At 62.0% G+C, this 15,139-nt stretch carries 13 protein-coding genes; 5 read left to right on the forward strand and 8 right to left on the reverse strand.

Annotated features, from left to right (window positions below; all coding sequences use genetic code 11):
* Nucleotides 1–5: 5 nt before the first annotated feature.
* Nucleotides 6–1,334, forward strand: a complete 1,329-nt coding sequence (locus tag HJB89_RS22510; protein ID WP_221117673.1) for a phosphatase PAP2/dual specificity phosphatase family protein — start codon at nucleotides 6–8, stop codon at nucleotides 1,332–1,334.
* Complete coding sequence (locus HJB89_RS22515) at nucleotides 1,331–1,771, forward strand: hypothetical protein (protein WP_221117672.1); 441 nt, start codon at nucleotides 1,331–1,333, stop codon at nucleotides 1,769–1,771. Before HJB89_RS22510 ends, HJB89_RS22515 begins: the two co-directional genes overlap by 4 nt.
* Before the next feature lie 126 nt (nucleotides 1,772–1,897).
* Here HJB89_RS22515 and HJB89_RS22520 read toward each other — a convergent pair whose 3' ends face one another.
* The 3 genes from HJB89_RS22520 to puuD all read right to left on the reverse strand — a co-directional run bounded on the left by HJB89_RS22520 (nucleotide 1,898) and on the right by puuD (nucleotide 5,692).
* Nucleotides 1,898–3,040, reverse strand: a complete 1,143-nt coding sequence (locus HJB89_RS22520) for an alpha-hydroxy acid oxidase (protein WP_221117671.1) — start codon at nucleotides 3,038–3,040, stop codon at nucleotides 1,898–1,900.
* Between the two features lie 106 nt (nucleotides 3,041–3,146).
* Nucleotides 3,147–4,457 carry a guanine deaminase gene (gene guaD, locus HJB89_RS22525; RefSeq protein WP_221117670.1) on the reverse strand — a complete coding sequence of 437 codons (1,311 nt, stop codon included), beginning with the start codon at nucleotides 4,455–4,457 and terminating at the stop codon, nucleotides 3,147–3,149.
* Nucleotides 4,454–5,692, reverse strand: a complete 1,239-nt coding sequence (gene puuD / locus HJB89_RS22530; RefSeq protein ID WP_221117669.1) for a urate hydroxylase PuuD — start codon at nucleotides 5,690–5,692, stop codon at nucleotides 4,454–4,456. The genes guaD and puuD overlap by 4 nt, the downstream gene beginning before the upstream one ends.
* 288 nt (nucleotides 5,693–5,980) lie before the next feature.
* On the opposite strand from puuD, the gene HJB89_RS22535 reads away from it, so the two are divergent.
* Entirely contained in the window at nucleotides 5,981–6,313 is a 333-nt protein-coding gene (locus tag HJB89_RS22535; RefSeq protein WP_085738009.1) for a hypothetical protein, read from the forward strand.
* Nucleotides 6,314–6,328: 15 nt separating this feature from the next.
* Here the strand turns inward: HJB89_RS22535 and gcvA are convergent, their stop codons facing one another.
* A complete protein-coding gene (gene gcvA / locus HJB89_RS22540; RefSeq protein ID WP_221150541.1) occupies nucleotides 6,329–7,225 on the reverse strand; it encodes a transcriptional regulator GcvA in 897 nt (298 codons plus the stop codon).
* A gap of 101 nt (nucleotides 7,226–7,326) precedes the next feature.
* Between gcvA and HJB89_RS22545 the strand changes: the two genes are divergently transcribed.
* Complete coding sequence (locus tag HJB89_RS22545; RefSeq protein WP_207581374.1) at nucleotides 7,327–7,530, forward strand: hypothetical protein; 204 nt, start codon at nucleotides 7,327–7,329, stop codon at nucleotides 7,528–7,530.
* Here HJB89_RS22545 and xdhC read toward each other — a convergent pair.
* The 4 genes from xdhC to HJB89_RS22565 all read right to left on the reverse strand — a co-directional run bounded on the left by xdhC (nucleotide 7,506) and on the right by HJB89_RS22565 (nucleotide 13,294).
* Nucleotides 7,506–8,321 carry a xanthine dehydrogenase accessory protein XdhC gene (gene xdhC, locus HJB89_RS22550; RefSeq protein WP_221141578.1) on the reverse strand — a complete coding sequence of 272 codons (816 nt, stop codon included), beginning with the start codon at nucleotides 8,319–8,321 and terminating at the stop codon, nucleotides 7,506–7,508. The genes HJB89_RS22545 and xdhC overlap by 25 nt on opposite strands.
* A 258-nt stretch (nucleotides 8,322–8,579) precedes the next feature.
* Nucleotides 8,580–10,919, reverse strand: coding sequence for a xanthine dehydrogenase molybdopterin binding subunit (gene xdhB / locus HJB89_RS22555; protein ID WP_221150542.1), 2,340 nt, complete (start codon nucleotides 10,917–10,919; stop codon nucleotides 8,580–8,582).
* Between the two features lie 103 nt (nucleotides 10,920–11,022).
* Nucleotides 11,023–12,489 (reverse strand): xanthine dehydrogenase small subunit, encoded by a 1,467-nt coding sequence (xdhA, locus tag HJB89_RS22560; protein WP_221117666.1) that lies wholly within the window; start codon nucleotides 12,487–12,489, stop codon nucleotides 11,023–11,025.
* Nucleotides 12,490–12,517: 28 nt separating this feature from the next.
* Nucleotides 12,518–13,294, reverse strand: coding sequence for a 3-hydroxybutyrate dehydrogenase (locus tag HJB89_RS22565; RefSeq protein ID WP_207581370.1), 777 nt, complete (start codon nucleotides 13,292–13,294; stop codon nucleotides 12,518–12,520).
* Between the two features lie 259 nt (nucleotides 13,295–13,553).
* On the opposite strand from HJB89_RS22565, the gene glpK reads away from it, so the two are divergent.
* Entirely contained in the window at nucleotides 13,554–15,047 is a 1,494-nt protein-coding gene (gene glpK / locus HJB89_RS22570; protein ID WP_207581369.1) for a glycerol kinase GlpK, read from the forward strand.
* The last annotated feature ends 92 nt before the right edge of the window (nucleotides 15,048–15,139 follow it).

Below are 15,139 nucleotides of genomic sequence, written 5' to 3' on the forward strand. Positions count from 1 at the left end.
AAACCGTGGACAAGGCACGTTCTACTTTTTCCCGGGCAGCACCGGTCCCGAAGCGGGCGGCGCTCTGGCTCGTCTTCCTGGCGCCGTTCTTCTATCTGAGCTATGGCGGCGCCAATTGGCTGGCATCGCAACGCGCTCATGTGCCAAACGTTGCCTTCGCATGGGAAAGCGCCATTCCGTTCCTCGGATGGACCATCATTCCATATTGGTCGATCAATCTGTTCTATGCGCTCTGCCTGTTCATCAACACGACGCCGCGCGATGTGGATATGCTCGCGAGACGTTATCTGACGATCCAGATAGTAGCCGTCGCCTGCTTCGTCGTGTTTCCGCTCGAAGCGATCTTCGTGCGGCCGGCAACGAGCGGCCTGCCTGGTTTCATGTTCGCCGTCCTCGGTGGCTTCGATAAGCCGTTCAACCAGGCGCCGTCGCTGCATATCGCGCTCCTGGTGGTGATCTGGGATCATCTGCGCGGCCGGCTGCCACGGAAGGCACGGCTTCTCTGGCACTTCTGGTGCTTCCTGATTGGAGCCTCCGTGCTGACGACGTGGCAGCATCAGATCATGGACATACCGACCGGCATGCTGCTCGGTCTGTTTGCCGCCTGGCTTTTCCCGCGCGATGCCGGTTCGCCTCTCGCGAACTTTGCGATGAGCGGCGACCCAAGGTCGCGCCGTCTCGGCATCTATTATCTGTGCGGTGCCGTCGCATTACTCGGCCTTGGAGCGCTCTGCACTCCTCTATCGGCCGCAGCGCTTCTGTTGCTCTGGCCGGCTGTTGCGCTGGCGATCGTCGCAGTCGGATATTTCGGCGCCGGCCCGCAGATATTCCAGAAACGCGTCGATGGCCGGGCCACGCTTGCCAGTCGCTGGCTACTGGCGCCCTACCGGCTCGGCGCTGTCATCAACGTTTGGCTCTGGACCCGCAGAATGCCGGCATCCGTGGCGATCGCTGATGGTGTCCATCTTGGTCGTTTTCCGCGTTGCCACGAGGCCAACCGTTTTGCCACGGTGATCGACATCACCGGCGAACTTCAGCGGCCGAAAGGGACGCTGGCGGGCTGGTCCAGCTTTCCGACCCTTGATCTGACTGGCCTCGACAAGATCCAGACCCGAGCTGCGGCGAACCTTATCGAGGTTGCGCGCCAGCAGGGACCGGTCCTCGTCTGCTGTGCGCTGGGTTTCCAGCGGAGCGCAGGCGTCATCGTGCGCTGGCTGCTCATCAGCCGACGTTGTGAAAATCCAGCTGAAGCGCTGCGGCTGATCGAACGGGCGGGGTGGCGTGTTTATCTGCCCGTGGAAAGTCTCCATTCCGTGGCGGAGGGCTTACAATGACGCAGTGGAATGCCACAGCCTCGGCGGCTGCGCGAAATCTCGGCCGCAATTCAATCTTCTGCGGGCTGACAGCGCTGTTGCCACTGATTGTCGGCCCGATCACCGCGGAATATCGAGGCTTCGCTCCACCGCTTGGCTGGCTCTTGATGCTCGTTTTCTGCGTCATTGTTCTTGCGCTGGCGATCCATCTCCTTTTCGATGCGCTGTTGTTTCGCCTCGCATCGACCTACGACACCGAGACGGCCGGTCTTGCAGCCGTCGACGACCTGTTGTCCCGCATGCAGCTTCGCAAGCTTGACAGGACACCGCCTGGCCTCGAGAGGCGGATTGCCGGATCGCGTCGCATCGTCTGGCAGCAGCGTTTTGCGCTCGCCATCTGTCTCGCGATTTTCGCGATCCTTCTGCTCGATGCGACCGATGGGCAGCCGCTCTGCTGAATACGACCGCAGGCGATTGATGCAAACGCTCTCCGGCACGTGTCTGGCAGGTCTTGTACTCAATGACTCAGCAATCGCGACGGCAATTCCGGGATTCGTGTCTTCTAAGCTGGCTTCTCAAGCAGGTCACTGCCGCCCCGATATAATCGACGAATTCACATCGTTGATATCGCGCCTGCCGCAGAGCGCCATGGTGAGGTCCATCTCCTTGCGGATGATGCCGAGCGCCAGCGTCACGCCTTCCTTGCCCATGGCGCCGAGGCCGTAAAGGAAGGGGCGGCCGATATAGGTGCCCTTGGCGCCGAGTGCCACCGCCTTCAGCACGTCCTGGCCGGAGCGGATGCCGCCGTCGAGATGGATCTCGATGCGGTCGCCGACGGCATCGAGGATCCTCGGCAGCATGCTGATCGAGGAGGGGGCGCCGTCAAGCTGGCGGCCGCCGTGGTTGGAAACGACGATCGCATCGGCGCCGGTGTCGGCGGCGGCCTTCGCATCCTCCGGATCGAGCACGCCCTTGATGATCAGCGGGCCGCCCCATTGCTCCTTGATCCAGGCGACATCGGCCCAGGAGAGCCGGGGGTCGAACTGCTCGTGCGTCCATGCGGCCAACGAAGTGATATTGGAGACATTTTTCGCGTGGCCGATGATGTTACCGAAGGTGCGGCGCCTGGTCTGCAGCATATCCAGGCACCAGAAGGGCCGGGTCGCCATTTGCCAGATGTGCTTCGGGGTGAATCTCGGCGGCGCCGACAGGCCGTTGCGCAGGTCCTTGTGGCGCTGGCCGAGGATCTGCAGATCCGCCGTCAGCACCAGCGCCGAGCATTTGGCGGCCTTGGCACGGTTGATGAGGTCGAGGACGAAATCCTTGTCCCTCATCACGTAGAGCTGGAACCAGAACGGGCGCGTCGTCACCGACGCGACATCCTCGATCGAGCAGATGCTCATCGTGGAGAGCGTGAAGGGAACGCCGAATTCTTCCGCCGCGCGCGCCGCCAGCATCTCACCATCGGCATGCTGCATGCCGGTCAGGCCGGTTGGGGCGAGTGCCACCGGCATCGACACTTTCTGACCGATCATCGTCGTTTCCAGCGTGCGGTCGGTCATGTCGACCATCACCCGCTGGCGCAGCTTGATCTGGCTGAAGTCGCTCTCATTCGCCTGATATGTGGATTCCGTCCAGGCGCCCGAATCCGCGTAATCGAAAAACATCTTCGGCACACGGCGCCGTGCGAGTTTCTTCAGGTCGGCGATGGTGAGCGGAGTGGCCATGAATTGAACCTTCAATCTGATTCCAGCTGTCGGTGGTAACATGGTTTCGCAGCAGTATTGTGGGAAATGGGCGGGTGAGGCAGCTTCGCACGGGGCAATGGGTGTGTCAGCGAAGCGCCGCCTTCAAGGCGACACCTGCCACATAGGTCTCGGCAATCGCCCGGTCGTCGCCCATGGTCTGCAGCAGGAAGAGTTCCTCGGGCAGTGTCTTTACCACCTCCATCTTCAGCGCCATGGCCGGGGTCGCCGCCGCGTCGAGGACGACGAGATCGGCTTCGGTGCCGGGCTCCAGAGTGCCGATCCTGTTTGCCAGCGACAGGGCTTCGGCATTGCCGCGGGTCATCAGGTAGTAACTTTCGAGCGGGTTCAGCCGCTCGCCGAGCAATTGCTGGATCTTGTAGGCCTCGTCCATCGTCTTCAGCATCGAATAGCTGGAGCCGCCGCCAATATCCGTCGCGACGCCGATGCGGACCGGCTTTTCCCGCCGGACAAGCGCCTTCAATGGAAACAGGCCCGAGCCTAGGAAGAGGTTCGAGGTCGGGCAGTGGACGGCAACGGCCCCCGCTTCGCTCATGACATCGGCTTCGCGCTCGGACAGGTGAATGGCATGGCCGAAGAGGCTTTTCGGCCCGAGCAGGCCGTAACGGGCATAGATGTCGGTATAGTCAATCGCATCGGGATAGAGTTCGCAGGTGAATTTGATCTCGTCGTGGTTTTCCGAAAGATGCGTCTGGATGTGCAGGTCGGGAAATTCGCGGGCAAGGGCTGAGGTCGCTTCCATCTGCGCCGGCGTCGAGGTGATGGCGAAGCGCGGGGTGATGGCGACGTGGTTGCGGCCCTTGCCGTGCCAGTCCGCTATCACCTGGCGGGTTTCGTCATAGCCCATCTCGGGCGTGTCGAGCAGGCCCTGGGGGGCATTGCGGTCCATCATCACTTTGCCGCCGACCATGCGCATATTGCGCTTTATCGCCTCGGCGAAGAAGGCGTCTGCCGAGGTCTTGTGCACGGAGCAATACGCGACCGCCGTCGTCGTGCCATGGCGGATCAGCTCGTCGTAGAAATGCGTGGCGATCCTTTCAGCATGCGCGGTTTCGACGAAGCGGCATTCCTCGGGAAAGGTATAGGTGTTCAACCATTCGAGCAGGTTGGCGGCATATGAGGCGATCACCTGCATCTGTGGAAAATGCAGGTGCATGTCGATGAAGCCGGGCAGGATCAGATGCGGGCGGTGGTCGATCTCGGCCGTGCCCTCGGCTGCCTTTGCCTTGACGTCGGCATAGGAGTCGACCGCAGCGATCAGCCCGTCTTCGACCAGCAGGCCGCCGTCCTCCTCGTAGCGATAGCTTTGGCTGTCGGCGAGGCTTAGCGGCGCGCGATGGAAGGAAAGCAAGCGGCCGCGCAGGAGTGTCGTCGTCATTGTTTCTTGCCTTCGACTGTGCTCTCGAACCAGGCGACCAGCAGCTTGCGTTCGTCCGGCGTGACGTCGGTGATGTTGCCGGGCGGCATGGCATGGCTGCGGCCCGCCTGTATATAGATTTCGCGGGCATGGGCGGCGATTTCTGCGTCGTTTTCGAGCACCACACCCTTTGGCGGGCGGACGATGCCCTCATAGACGGGCTCGGCCGCGTGGCACATCGAGCAGCGCGTCGAAACCAGCTGCTTGACGGCGGGGAAATGCGGATCACCGGCGAATTGCTGGAAGGCCGGTGCTACGGCTGCCGCATCCGTTTCGCCGGTCAGCAGTTTCGGCACTGTGGAAAGCCACATGATCAGGATGAAAAGGATGACGGTGACGATCCAAGTCCAGGTTGGCCGGCCCTTCCTGGCATGCGTGGTGTTGAACCAATGGCGGATGGTGACGCCCATCAGGAACACCAAGGCCGCGATCACCCAGTTGAATTGTGTTCCGAAAGCCAACGGATAGTGGTTCGACAGCATGAAGAAGATGACCGGCAGGGTCAGGTAGTTGTTGTGCAGCGAGCGCTGTTTGGCGATCTGTCCGTATTTGGGATCGGGCGTCCGCCCGGCGATGAGATCGGCGACGACGATCTTCTGGTTCGGGATGATGATCATGAAGACGTTGGCCGACATGATCGTCGCGGTAAAGGCGCCGAGATGAAGGAAGGCGGCGCGGCCGGTGAAAAGCTGCGTATAGCCCCAGGCCATGACGACCAGCACGACATAGAGCACCGCCATCAATCCCCAGGTATTCTTCCCGAGCGGCGATTTGCAGAGCAGGTCGTAGACGATCCAGCCGAGGCCAAGCGACGCTAGCGAGATCAGGATCGCGACGGGCGGGCTGATATCGAGCACATGGCGATCGATGAGGAAGAGGTCGGCGCCGCCGTAATAGACGATGCAGAGCATCAGGAAGCCGGAAATCCAGGTGAAATAACTTTCGTATTTGAACCAGGTCAGGTGCTCCGGCATCTGAGCGGGCGCCACCAGATACTTCTGGATATGATAAAAGCCGCCGCCGTGGACCTGCCATTCCTCGCCGTAGGCGCCGGGCGGCAGATGCGGGCGTTTCACCAGCCCAAGATCGAGCGCGATGAAATAGAAGGACGATCCGATCCAGGCGATCGCGGTGACGACATGGAACCAGCGCGCCGCGAAGGCGAGCCATTCCCATGCTATGGCATATTCATACATCGAGTTCCCCTGTCTTCCTCCGACTCGTGACATTGCTGAAATTTTGGCGGGGAGGGAAGAGGAGATTCGGTTTTGCCGAAGCCGTCGACCGCGGCCGCATCGCAGATCTGCGGTCGCGTGCCTAAAAGCTGCCGAGAAGGCTGTGCATTATCTGCCTCTAATACGGAATACGCTAATTCAGCAGACCTTGAAACTACGACGGTTCGATTACAGTTATTTGCAGGCCGCCGGGATAAAATAAGGACCGTTAGATCATCGGCGGCGCATTCATCGACGGAGAAGATGCCCATGCGCAGCATTCTGACGTGTGTGATGATTGCGTATGCGTCGCTGGCGACGGCTCATGACGCACCTACGGGGTGGAGTTATGACCCCTATTGTTGCAACGGCGACAGTCATAATGGCGACTGCCAGATGATCCCTTCGAAAAGCGTGGCGGTGACGCCGGGCGGATATCGAGTGACGCTGCTGCCGGGCGACCACCGGCTGGTCACGCATGCTCACGTCTTTCTACTGCCGATGACGAAGGCGATGCAATCGGGTGACAACGACTATCATCTCTGTCTGTTTCCAAACGAGGATACGCCGCGCTGTTTCTATGCGCCGGAGATGGGATATTGAAGCCATACATGTGCCTCAGTTTCCGGCTGCCTTCATCTCTTCGAGGATCCAGTTGCGGAAGGCCTTGATCTTCGGCACGTTGCGGCGGTTTTCGGGATAGACGAGCCAATAGGCCTTGCCGTCGCTGCGGGTCAGTTCGAAGGGCTGATAGAGCCGGCCGAGTGCGATTTCGGCTGCGTAAAAGGCCGGGTGAAGGATGGCGACGCCGTGACCGGCGATCGCCGCATCGGCTTCCACCGCCTGGGAGCCGAGCTGGTTGCGCGGGCGGCGATCGAGGTCCGTCTCGGTGATGCCGGCTGCCTCGAACCATTGTTTCCACCAGATGTCGCCGGCGTCGAAGAGATCGAGCTTCAACAGATCACGCGGCTCCTTGATGCCGCCTGCCGATTCCGCCAGCTTCGGGCTCAGCATCGGCGTGAACTCCAGCCCCATCAGCCGGTGCAGCGTCAGCCCCGGCCAGTTGCCGTCGCCCCAGCGGATGCCGACATCGATCTGCTCACGGGCGAAATCGATGATATCCGAGCTCGCCTGAAAGCGCACCGCGATCGCCGGATGTTTCAAGTGGAAAGAGCCGAGGCGCGGCGCCAGCCATTTCGAGGCGAAAGTGTGGGTTGAGCTGATGGCCAGCGTGCCTTCGACGCTGTCGCGTGCCGTCGCCATCGCGTCGTGCAGCATGGCGAAGGCCTCGGTCACCTTCGGCGCCAGCCGCTCGCCGGTTTCCGTCAGCGTGATCTGACGGGGGCGGCGCAGGAAGAGCGGCTCGCCGACATTCTCCTCCAGCAACTTGATCTGGTAGCTGACGGCTGTCTGCGTCATGCCGAGCTCGTCGCCCGCCTTGGTGAAACTCCCGAGCCGGGCCGCGGCCTCGAAGACGCGCAGCGCATTCAACGGAAATTGCTTCGAAAGCTTCATGGATAAGTTCTCTTGATGCAGGCAGACGGTTGTTCGATTGGAATTGCAGCATTTTCGGCGGCAAACTGCAACTCATACCATCAATCCACCGAGGTGATGCCATGGACTGCCATGCTATCGAAGAGCGCCGGCCGCAGCAGAGAATCCAGATTTTCCGGCGCCTTGCCGACTGGTTGGCGGGTGGTGCCGACCGTTTCCGCCGTCTGCCCCGGCTGGATCTTTCCGCCACGCCAGACCGCGTCAAACGCGACCTCGGTTTCCTCGACGGACGCGATCCCTACTACGAGGACGAGCGTATGCGGTAGGCGCCAAGCGCCGTCAGGATCTCGGCGGCGGTCATGGCGGCGATCACTTCGGGTCGTTTGTCCCTAACCACGGCGCCGCCGATCGGCAGCGTCAGCCGCTCGATCCAGTCGCGCTCCCCGCCGCCTTCACGGGAAAGCCAGCCTGCGAAAGTGGCGCGCTTGGTCGCCGAGCCGATCATGCCGGTATAGGCAAGGTCGCTCCTTGCCAGCGCTTCGCGGGCGATGAGAAAGTCGAGCGCATGATCATGCGTCAGGATGACGGCCGCGCCGCCAGCCGCAATCTCGTTCACCAGTGCTTCCGGCATCGGGACGAGGCGGGTCTTCGTCCGAGCAGGCAGGTTGGCGAGTTCCTCCTGCCGCGTTTCGACGACGGTGACCGAGAACGGCAATGGCGCAAGGGCTGCGGCCAGCGCCCGGCCGACATGGCCGGCACCGAAGAGATAGACTTCGGGTAGACGCTCGATCTCGCCCAAAAGTTTTGCCTCCAACTCACCTTTCACCGCCTGCGTCAGTCTGCGAAACCGCAACTGCGTGCGGCCGCCGCAGCATTGGCCGATCTCGGGGCCGAGCGGGATATCCATGATGGCCTTTCCGCCCGAGCCAGCCAGCATCTCCCGCGCATTCGCGATCGCCATGAACTCGAACTGCCCGCCGCCGATCGTGCCCCATAGAGCTGTTTGCGAGACGAGCATGAAGGCGCCGGCCTCACGCGGGGTGGAGCCTTGTGTGCCGGTGATGTCGATGAGGATGCTGTCGGGATGGGCGGCGAGGAATGTGGGGAGGTCGGTCATAGGGAGATGGCCGATAGGTAAGTGGCTGTGTTACCCCCCTCTGTCCTGCCGGACATCTCCCCCACAAGGGGGGAGATTGGATGGGGTTGACGGCTTCGCCAAACAACTAAAGCGCTGCTACTCCAACGGGGCAGATGGGGAGCGATGCTCCAACCTTTTACCGATCTCCCCCCTTGTGGGGGAGATGTCCGGCAGGACAGAGGGGGGTAACATTGACTCCGTCCGTCCTGTTTAAACAACAAACCAGCCGGACCCATCCTACACCCGCTTCATCCGCTCCACCGCCATCAGCACCCGCTCCGGCGTCGCCGGGGCGTCGAGTCTTGGGCAGACCTTGTAATTCGCCACACTTGCGACCGCCATCGACAGCGCTTCCAGCACAGAGATCGCCAGCATGAAGGGTGGTTCGCCGACGGCCTTGGAGCGGCCGATGGTGGCCTCAGTGTTCTCCGACCATTCGGCGAGGCGGACGTTGAAGATCTTCGGCCGGTCGGAGGCGAGCGGGATCTTGTAGGTCGAGGGAGCATGGGTGCGCAGGCGGCCCTTTTCGTCCCACCAGAGCTCTTCCGTCGTCAGCCAGCCCAGGCCCTGCACGAAGGCGCCCTCGACCTGGCCCATGTCGATTGCCGGGTTCAGCGAGCGGCCGACATCGTGGAGGATGTCGGTGCGGTCGATCAGGTATTCGCCGGTCAGCGTGTCGATCGAGACTTCGGTGCAGGCGGCGCCGTAGGCGAAATAATAGAAGGGCGTGCCGCGGCCGGCCTTGCGGTCCCAGTGGATCTTCGGCGTCTTGTAGAAACCGGCGGCGGAAAGTTGGACGCGGGCGAAATAGGCCTGCTTGATGAAATCGGGAAAGGGGATCTCGATTTCGCCGACGCGCACGCGGCTCGGCAGGAAGACGACATCGGCGGGTCCAACATCCCATTTGTCGGCGGCAAACGCCACCAGCCGTTCCTTGATCTGACGGGCGGCGTCGAAGGCCGCCATGCCATTGAGGTCCGAGCCGGAGGAGGCGGCGGTGGCGGAGGTGTTCGGCACCTTGGCCGTCGTCGTCGCGGTGATTTTCACCCGGTCGATGTCGACCTGGAAGCTGTCGGCCAGCACCTGCGCCACCTTGGTATAGAGGCCCTGGCCCATTTCGGTGCCGCCATGGTTCAAGTGGATCGAGCCGTCCTGATAGATATGGACGAGGGCGCCGGCCTGGTTGAAGGCGGTCATGGTGAAGGAGATGCCGAATTTGACCGGCGTCAGCGCGATGCCCTTTCTGATGTAACGGCTGTCGCGGTTGAAGGCGATGATGGCGTTGCGGCGCGCCCGGTATTCGGCCGTTTCCTCCAGCTCCTCAACGATGCGGGCGATGATATTGTCCTCGACCTCCTGATGGTAGGGCGTGAGCGTGCGGCCGGAGCCCGGCTGGCCGTAGAAATTCAGCTTGCGGATATCGAGCGGATCCTTGCCGAGGGCATAGGCGATCTCCTCGATGAAGCGCTCGGCGCCGAGCATGCCCTGCGGTCCGCCGAAGCCGCGGAAGGCGGTGTTGGAGACGGTGTGGGTTTTCAGCGGTTTCGACTGGAGATGCACATGCGGATAGAAATAGCTGGAATCGGCATGGAAGAGGGCGCGGTCGGTCACCGGTCCCGAGAGATCCGAGGAGAAACCACAGCGCGCCGCGTAAGTGGCGTCAACCGCATGGATGCGGCCTTCGGCATCGAAGCCCACCTCATAATCGACGAGGAAATCGTGGCGCTTGCCGGTGGCGCTCATGTCCTCGTCGCGGTCGGGGCGGAATTTGATGGCGCGGCCGAGCTTCTTGGCGGCGATCGCCGCGAGCGCTGCGAACTGATTGCCCTGCGTCTCCTTGCCGCCGAAGCCGCCGCCCATGCGGCGGACGTTGACGGTTACGGCGTTGGAAGGGATATCGAGCACGTGGCCGACGATGTGCTGGATCTCGCTCGGATGCTGCGTCGATGACCAGACGGTGACCTCATCATCTTCGCCGGGGATGGCCATGGCAATATGGCCTTCGAGGTAGAAATGCTCCTGGCCGCCGATGCGCATCCGGCCCTTCAGCCGCATGGGGGCATTCGGCATTTCCACTTCAGGCTCGCCGCGCTGGAGCGTCATCGGGGTGATGACCAGCGGGCTGCCGTTGGCGAGCGCGCCGTCGATATCGCTCCAGTGCGGCAGGTCGCGATAGTCTATCTTCGCCAGCCGTGCGGCCCGGCGGGCAGCTTCGCGCGTTTCGGCGATGACGGCAAAGATCGGCTGGCCGTGAAATTCGACCTTGGTTTCGGCGAGCAGCGGCTCGTCATGGCTGCCGTTGGAGCTGACGTCGTTGACGCCTGGCACGTCCTTGCCGGTGAGGACCCAGACGACGCCGGGATAGGCGGCGACCGCGGACAGATCGATGCCGGCGATTTCGGCATGCGCCCGGTCCGAGAGGCCGAGGGCGCCGTGCAGCAGGCCGGCGGGTTCGGGGATATCGTCGATATAATCGGCGGTTCCGGTGACATGCTTATGTGCCGAATCATGCCGCAGCGAGCCGTGCATCGGGCCTGAAATGATGACCTTGCGATCTTCGAAGGTGGACTTATCCATTAGATCAGCCCTCCAAGCGTAGCCACACGGAATGAGGGAGGGGAGGAGATCGCGGCTGTTCCCATCAAAGCTTGCATTCCGGGCGTGCTAATCAGTGTATCCATCACGCCACCTCCTCGAACCGCTTCAGCTCAGCCGGCGCGCCCACCGTTTCCAGGTAGAACCGCGTCAGCAGGTTCTTTGCCGTCAGCTGGCGGTATTCTGCCGTGGCGCGCCAGTCGGTCAACGGTTGGTAGTCGGTGTCGAAGGCGGGGCGGGCGGCCTCGATGGTCGCCTCGGTCCAGGGTTTACCGATCAGCGCGGCCTCGACCGTGCTGGCGCGTTTCGGTGTTGCCGCCATGCCGCCGAAGGCGATGCGGATCTCGGTGATCATCTCGGCCTCGTCGAGCGTCAGCAAGAAGGCGCCGAGCACGGCGGTGATATCCTCGTCGCGGCGCTTGGTGATCTTGTAGGCAGCAAAATGGCTCGTATCGGCGGGATAGGGCACGAAGATGCTCTCGACGAATTCGCCCGGCTCGCGGTCCTGTTTGCCATAGCCGATGAAGAAATCCTCGAGCGGCATTCTGCGCTGGCCTTGCAGCGACCGCAGCGTCAGCGTCGCGCCGAGCGCGATCAGCGGCGGCGGGCTGTCACCGATCGGCGAGCCGTTGGCGATATTGCCGCCGATCGTCCCCATGTTGCGCACCTGCTCGCCGCCGATGCGGTCGATCAGCCGCCCAAGCGCCGGGATTTTCTTGGAAATCGCCGCGAAGGCCCTGCTGTAGCTAACGCCGGCGCCGATGGTGACGCCGTCCTCGCCTTCCGTGACCGACTGCAATTCGCTCAGATGATTGATGAAGACGACCGGGTTCAGCCGTCGCATCTGCTTCGTCACCCAGAGGCCGACATCGGTCGCGCCGGCGACGACGATCGCGTCGGGCTCCTGCGAGAGGACTTCGGCCAGCGCCTGGATGGAAGCAGGCACGATCAGCCGGTCTTCGCCACTGGTAATCCTGATGGTGCCGCTCGCCTGCATGGCCCAGAGCCGCGCGACGATTTCCGAACGTGTCCGCTCCAGCGGGTCGAAGAGCGCGCTCGGCCGCATCAGGCTCACCTGCTCGGCAGCCTTGACGATCGGCTCGTAGCCGGTGCAGCGACAGAGATTGCCTTGCAAGGCCTTTTCGATTTCCTGGCGGCCAGGCTTTTCCTTCGTCAACCACAGACCATAGAGCGACATGACAAAGCCCGGGGTGCAGAAGCCGCATTGCGAGCCGTGGCAGTCGACCAGCGCCTGCTGCACCGGGTGCAGTGCGCCGTCCCGGCCGGCCAGATGCTCGACGGTCACCACGTGTGTGGCATGCAGCGAACCTAAGAAACGGATGCAGGCATTGACCGATTCATAGGCGAGCTTGCCGTCCGCGAGCCGCCCGACGAGCACGGTGCAGGCGCCGCAATCGCCTTCGGCGCATCCTTCCTTGGTGCCCGTCAGCCGTTGCCTCACCCGCAGAAAATCGAGAAGCGTCTCGGTCGGCCCGACATCGGTGAGTGCGATGTCCTGGCCATTCAGGATGAAGCGGATGCTGTCGTTCATGATATTCCCGGTTGTTTTTTCCAAATGGTTAAGCCGCCGTCCAGCCACCGTCAATCGAGATGTGCGTTCCGGTCACTTGGCGGGCGGCGTCGCTGGCGAGGTAAAGCGACAGCGCACCGATTTCCTCGGCCTTGACGAATTCACGGGTCGGCTGCGCCTTGAGGATGACCTCGCTCTTCACCTGTTCCTCGGTCATGCCGCGGGCCTTGGCGGTATCCGGTATCTGCTTTTCGACGAGCGGCGTCAGCACGTAACCGGGGCAGATGGCGTTCACCGTCACGCCGAATTCGGCAAGCTCCAGTGCCGCGGTTTTGGTGAGGCCCAATATACCATGTTTTGCCGCGACATAGGCGGATTTGAAGGGAGAGGCGACCAGGCCGTGGGCCGAGGCGATGTTGATGATGCGGCCGTGTTTTTTCGCCTTCATCAGCGGGATGGCGGCGCGCATGGTGTGAAAGGAACTCGACAGGTTGATGGCGATGATCTGGTCCCATTTGTCGATCGGGAAATCCTCGATCTTCTCAACATGCTGAATGCCGGCATTGTTGACGAGGATATCGACGGTGCCGAAGGACTTCGCCGCCGTTTCAATCAGGTCGGCGATCTCGGCGGGCTTGGTCATGTCGGCCGGATGATAGAGCGCCCGGCCTTTAGACAATGATTCAAGCCGCTCGACGATCGCCTTGATTTCATCAGTCTTTCCGAAACCGTTGATGACGACGTTGTCGCCCGTGTCGGCGAATGCAGTGGCGATCGCAAGGCCGATGCCGCTGGTGGACCCGGTGACGACGACTGTTCTGCTCATGCTGTTCTCCCGTGAAAGGCGCGATGCTGCGTTGCAACGTTAGTGGCGAGGTTATGCCCAAAGCCGGCGGGCTGGCAATTCCGCTTTATTCGCTTTTCTCGCCCGCATCGGTGTCCTATTGATTTGTCACGATAATCATATGCCGGAGCATTTCCGTTTTTCTTCGAATCACGGAAATGCTCTATCTCTTTTTTCACGCAATTCCGGACGCAAAACCGCTGCACACTTTTGCTGGAATTGCTTTAGCGGGGGGATTTTCATGGGTGGATTTGTACTGGCGATCGATCAGGGAACGACATCGACGCGGGCGATCGTCTTCGATCGCGACATGCATGTCGCCGGCAAGGGCCAGAAGGAATTCACCCAGATCTATCCGCGCTCCGGCTGGGTCGAGCACGATCCTGAGGAAATCTGGGATTCGGTTGTCTCCACCGTCAATATGGCACTGCGCGATGCGGGGATTACCGCCAAGGATATTTCGGCGCTCGGCATTACCAACCAGCGCGAGACTGTCGTCGTCTGGGAGCGCGAGACGGGCCGGCCGATCCAGAATGCCATTGTCTGGCAGGACCGGCGCACGGCAAGCTATTGCGATAATCTTAAACGACAGGATCTGGAGCGGCTTTTCACGAAGAAGACCGGCCTGATCCTCGATCCCTATTTTTCCGGCACCAAGCTTTCCTGGATGCTCGCCAATGTGAAGGGCGCACGGGCCCGTGCTGCAAGGGGCGACCTCTGCTTCGGCACGATCGACACCTTCCTGATCTGGCGGCTGACTAATGGCAAGAGTTTCGTCACCGATGCCACCAACGCCTCGCGCACGCTGATGTTCAACATTGCTGAAAACGCGTGGGACGAGGATCTGCTCGATATTCTGAGGGTGCCCGCCGCCATGCTGCCGGAGGTCAAGGATTGTGCCGCCGATTTCGGCACGGTCGATCCCGCGATCTTCGGTGCTGCAATCCCTATCCTCGGTGTCGCCGGCGACCAGCAGGCGGCCACCATCGGCCAGGCGTGTTTTCAGCCGGGCATGCTGAAATCGACCTACGGCACCGGCTGTTTCGCGCTGCTTAACACCGGCGCCGATATGGTGCGCTCGAAAAACCGGCTGCTGACCACCATCGCCTATCGCCTGAACGGCCAGACGACCTATGCGCTTGAGGGGTCGATCTTCATCGCTGGCGCGGCGGTGCAATGGCTGCGTGACGGGCTTCGCATCATCGGCAGCGCCGCCGAGACCAACGGGCTTGCCGAACGAGCCGATCCGACCCAGGAGGTCTATCTCGTGCCCGCCTTCACCGGGCTTGGCGCGCCGCATTGGGATGCCAATGCGCGTGGCGCGATCTTCGGACTGACGCGCAACAGCGGTCCGGCGGAACTCTCGCGGGCAGCGCTCGAAGCGGTCTGTTACCAGACCCGCGACCTGCTCGATGCCATGCAGAAGGACTGGAAGAATGGCGGCGACGACACCGTGCTGCGCGTCGACGGCGGCATGGTCGCCTCCGACTGGACAATGCAGCGTCTTGCCGACCTGCTCGATGCCCCGGTCGACCGCCCGGTGATCCTGGAGACGACGGCGCTGGGTGCCGCATGGCTTGCCGGCAGCCGGGCAGGGGTGTGGCCGGACAGAGACGGCTTTTCGGCGACGTGGAAGCGGGACCGGCGATTCGAACCCGCCATGGAGGAGAAGGTACGGGCGGCAAAGCTCAAGGGTTGGAAGAATGCGGTCAAGCGAACGCTGAGCGAAGGGTGAGGGCAATCAGCGCCGCAATATAGCTTCGTTCGCTCCGGCAAAATGCCCAGCTGCGGCATCGCCGTGCTCTGCAAGATCACGAATTTCCCCCA

Source organism: Rhizobium sp. NZLR8 (genome assembly GCF_019685025.1).
Lineage (GTDB): Bacteria > Pseudomonadota > Alphaproteobacteria > Rhizobiales > Rhizobiaceae > Rhizobium.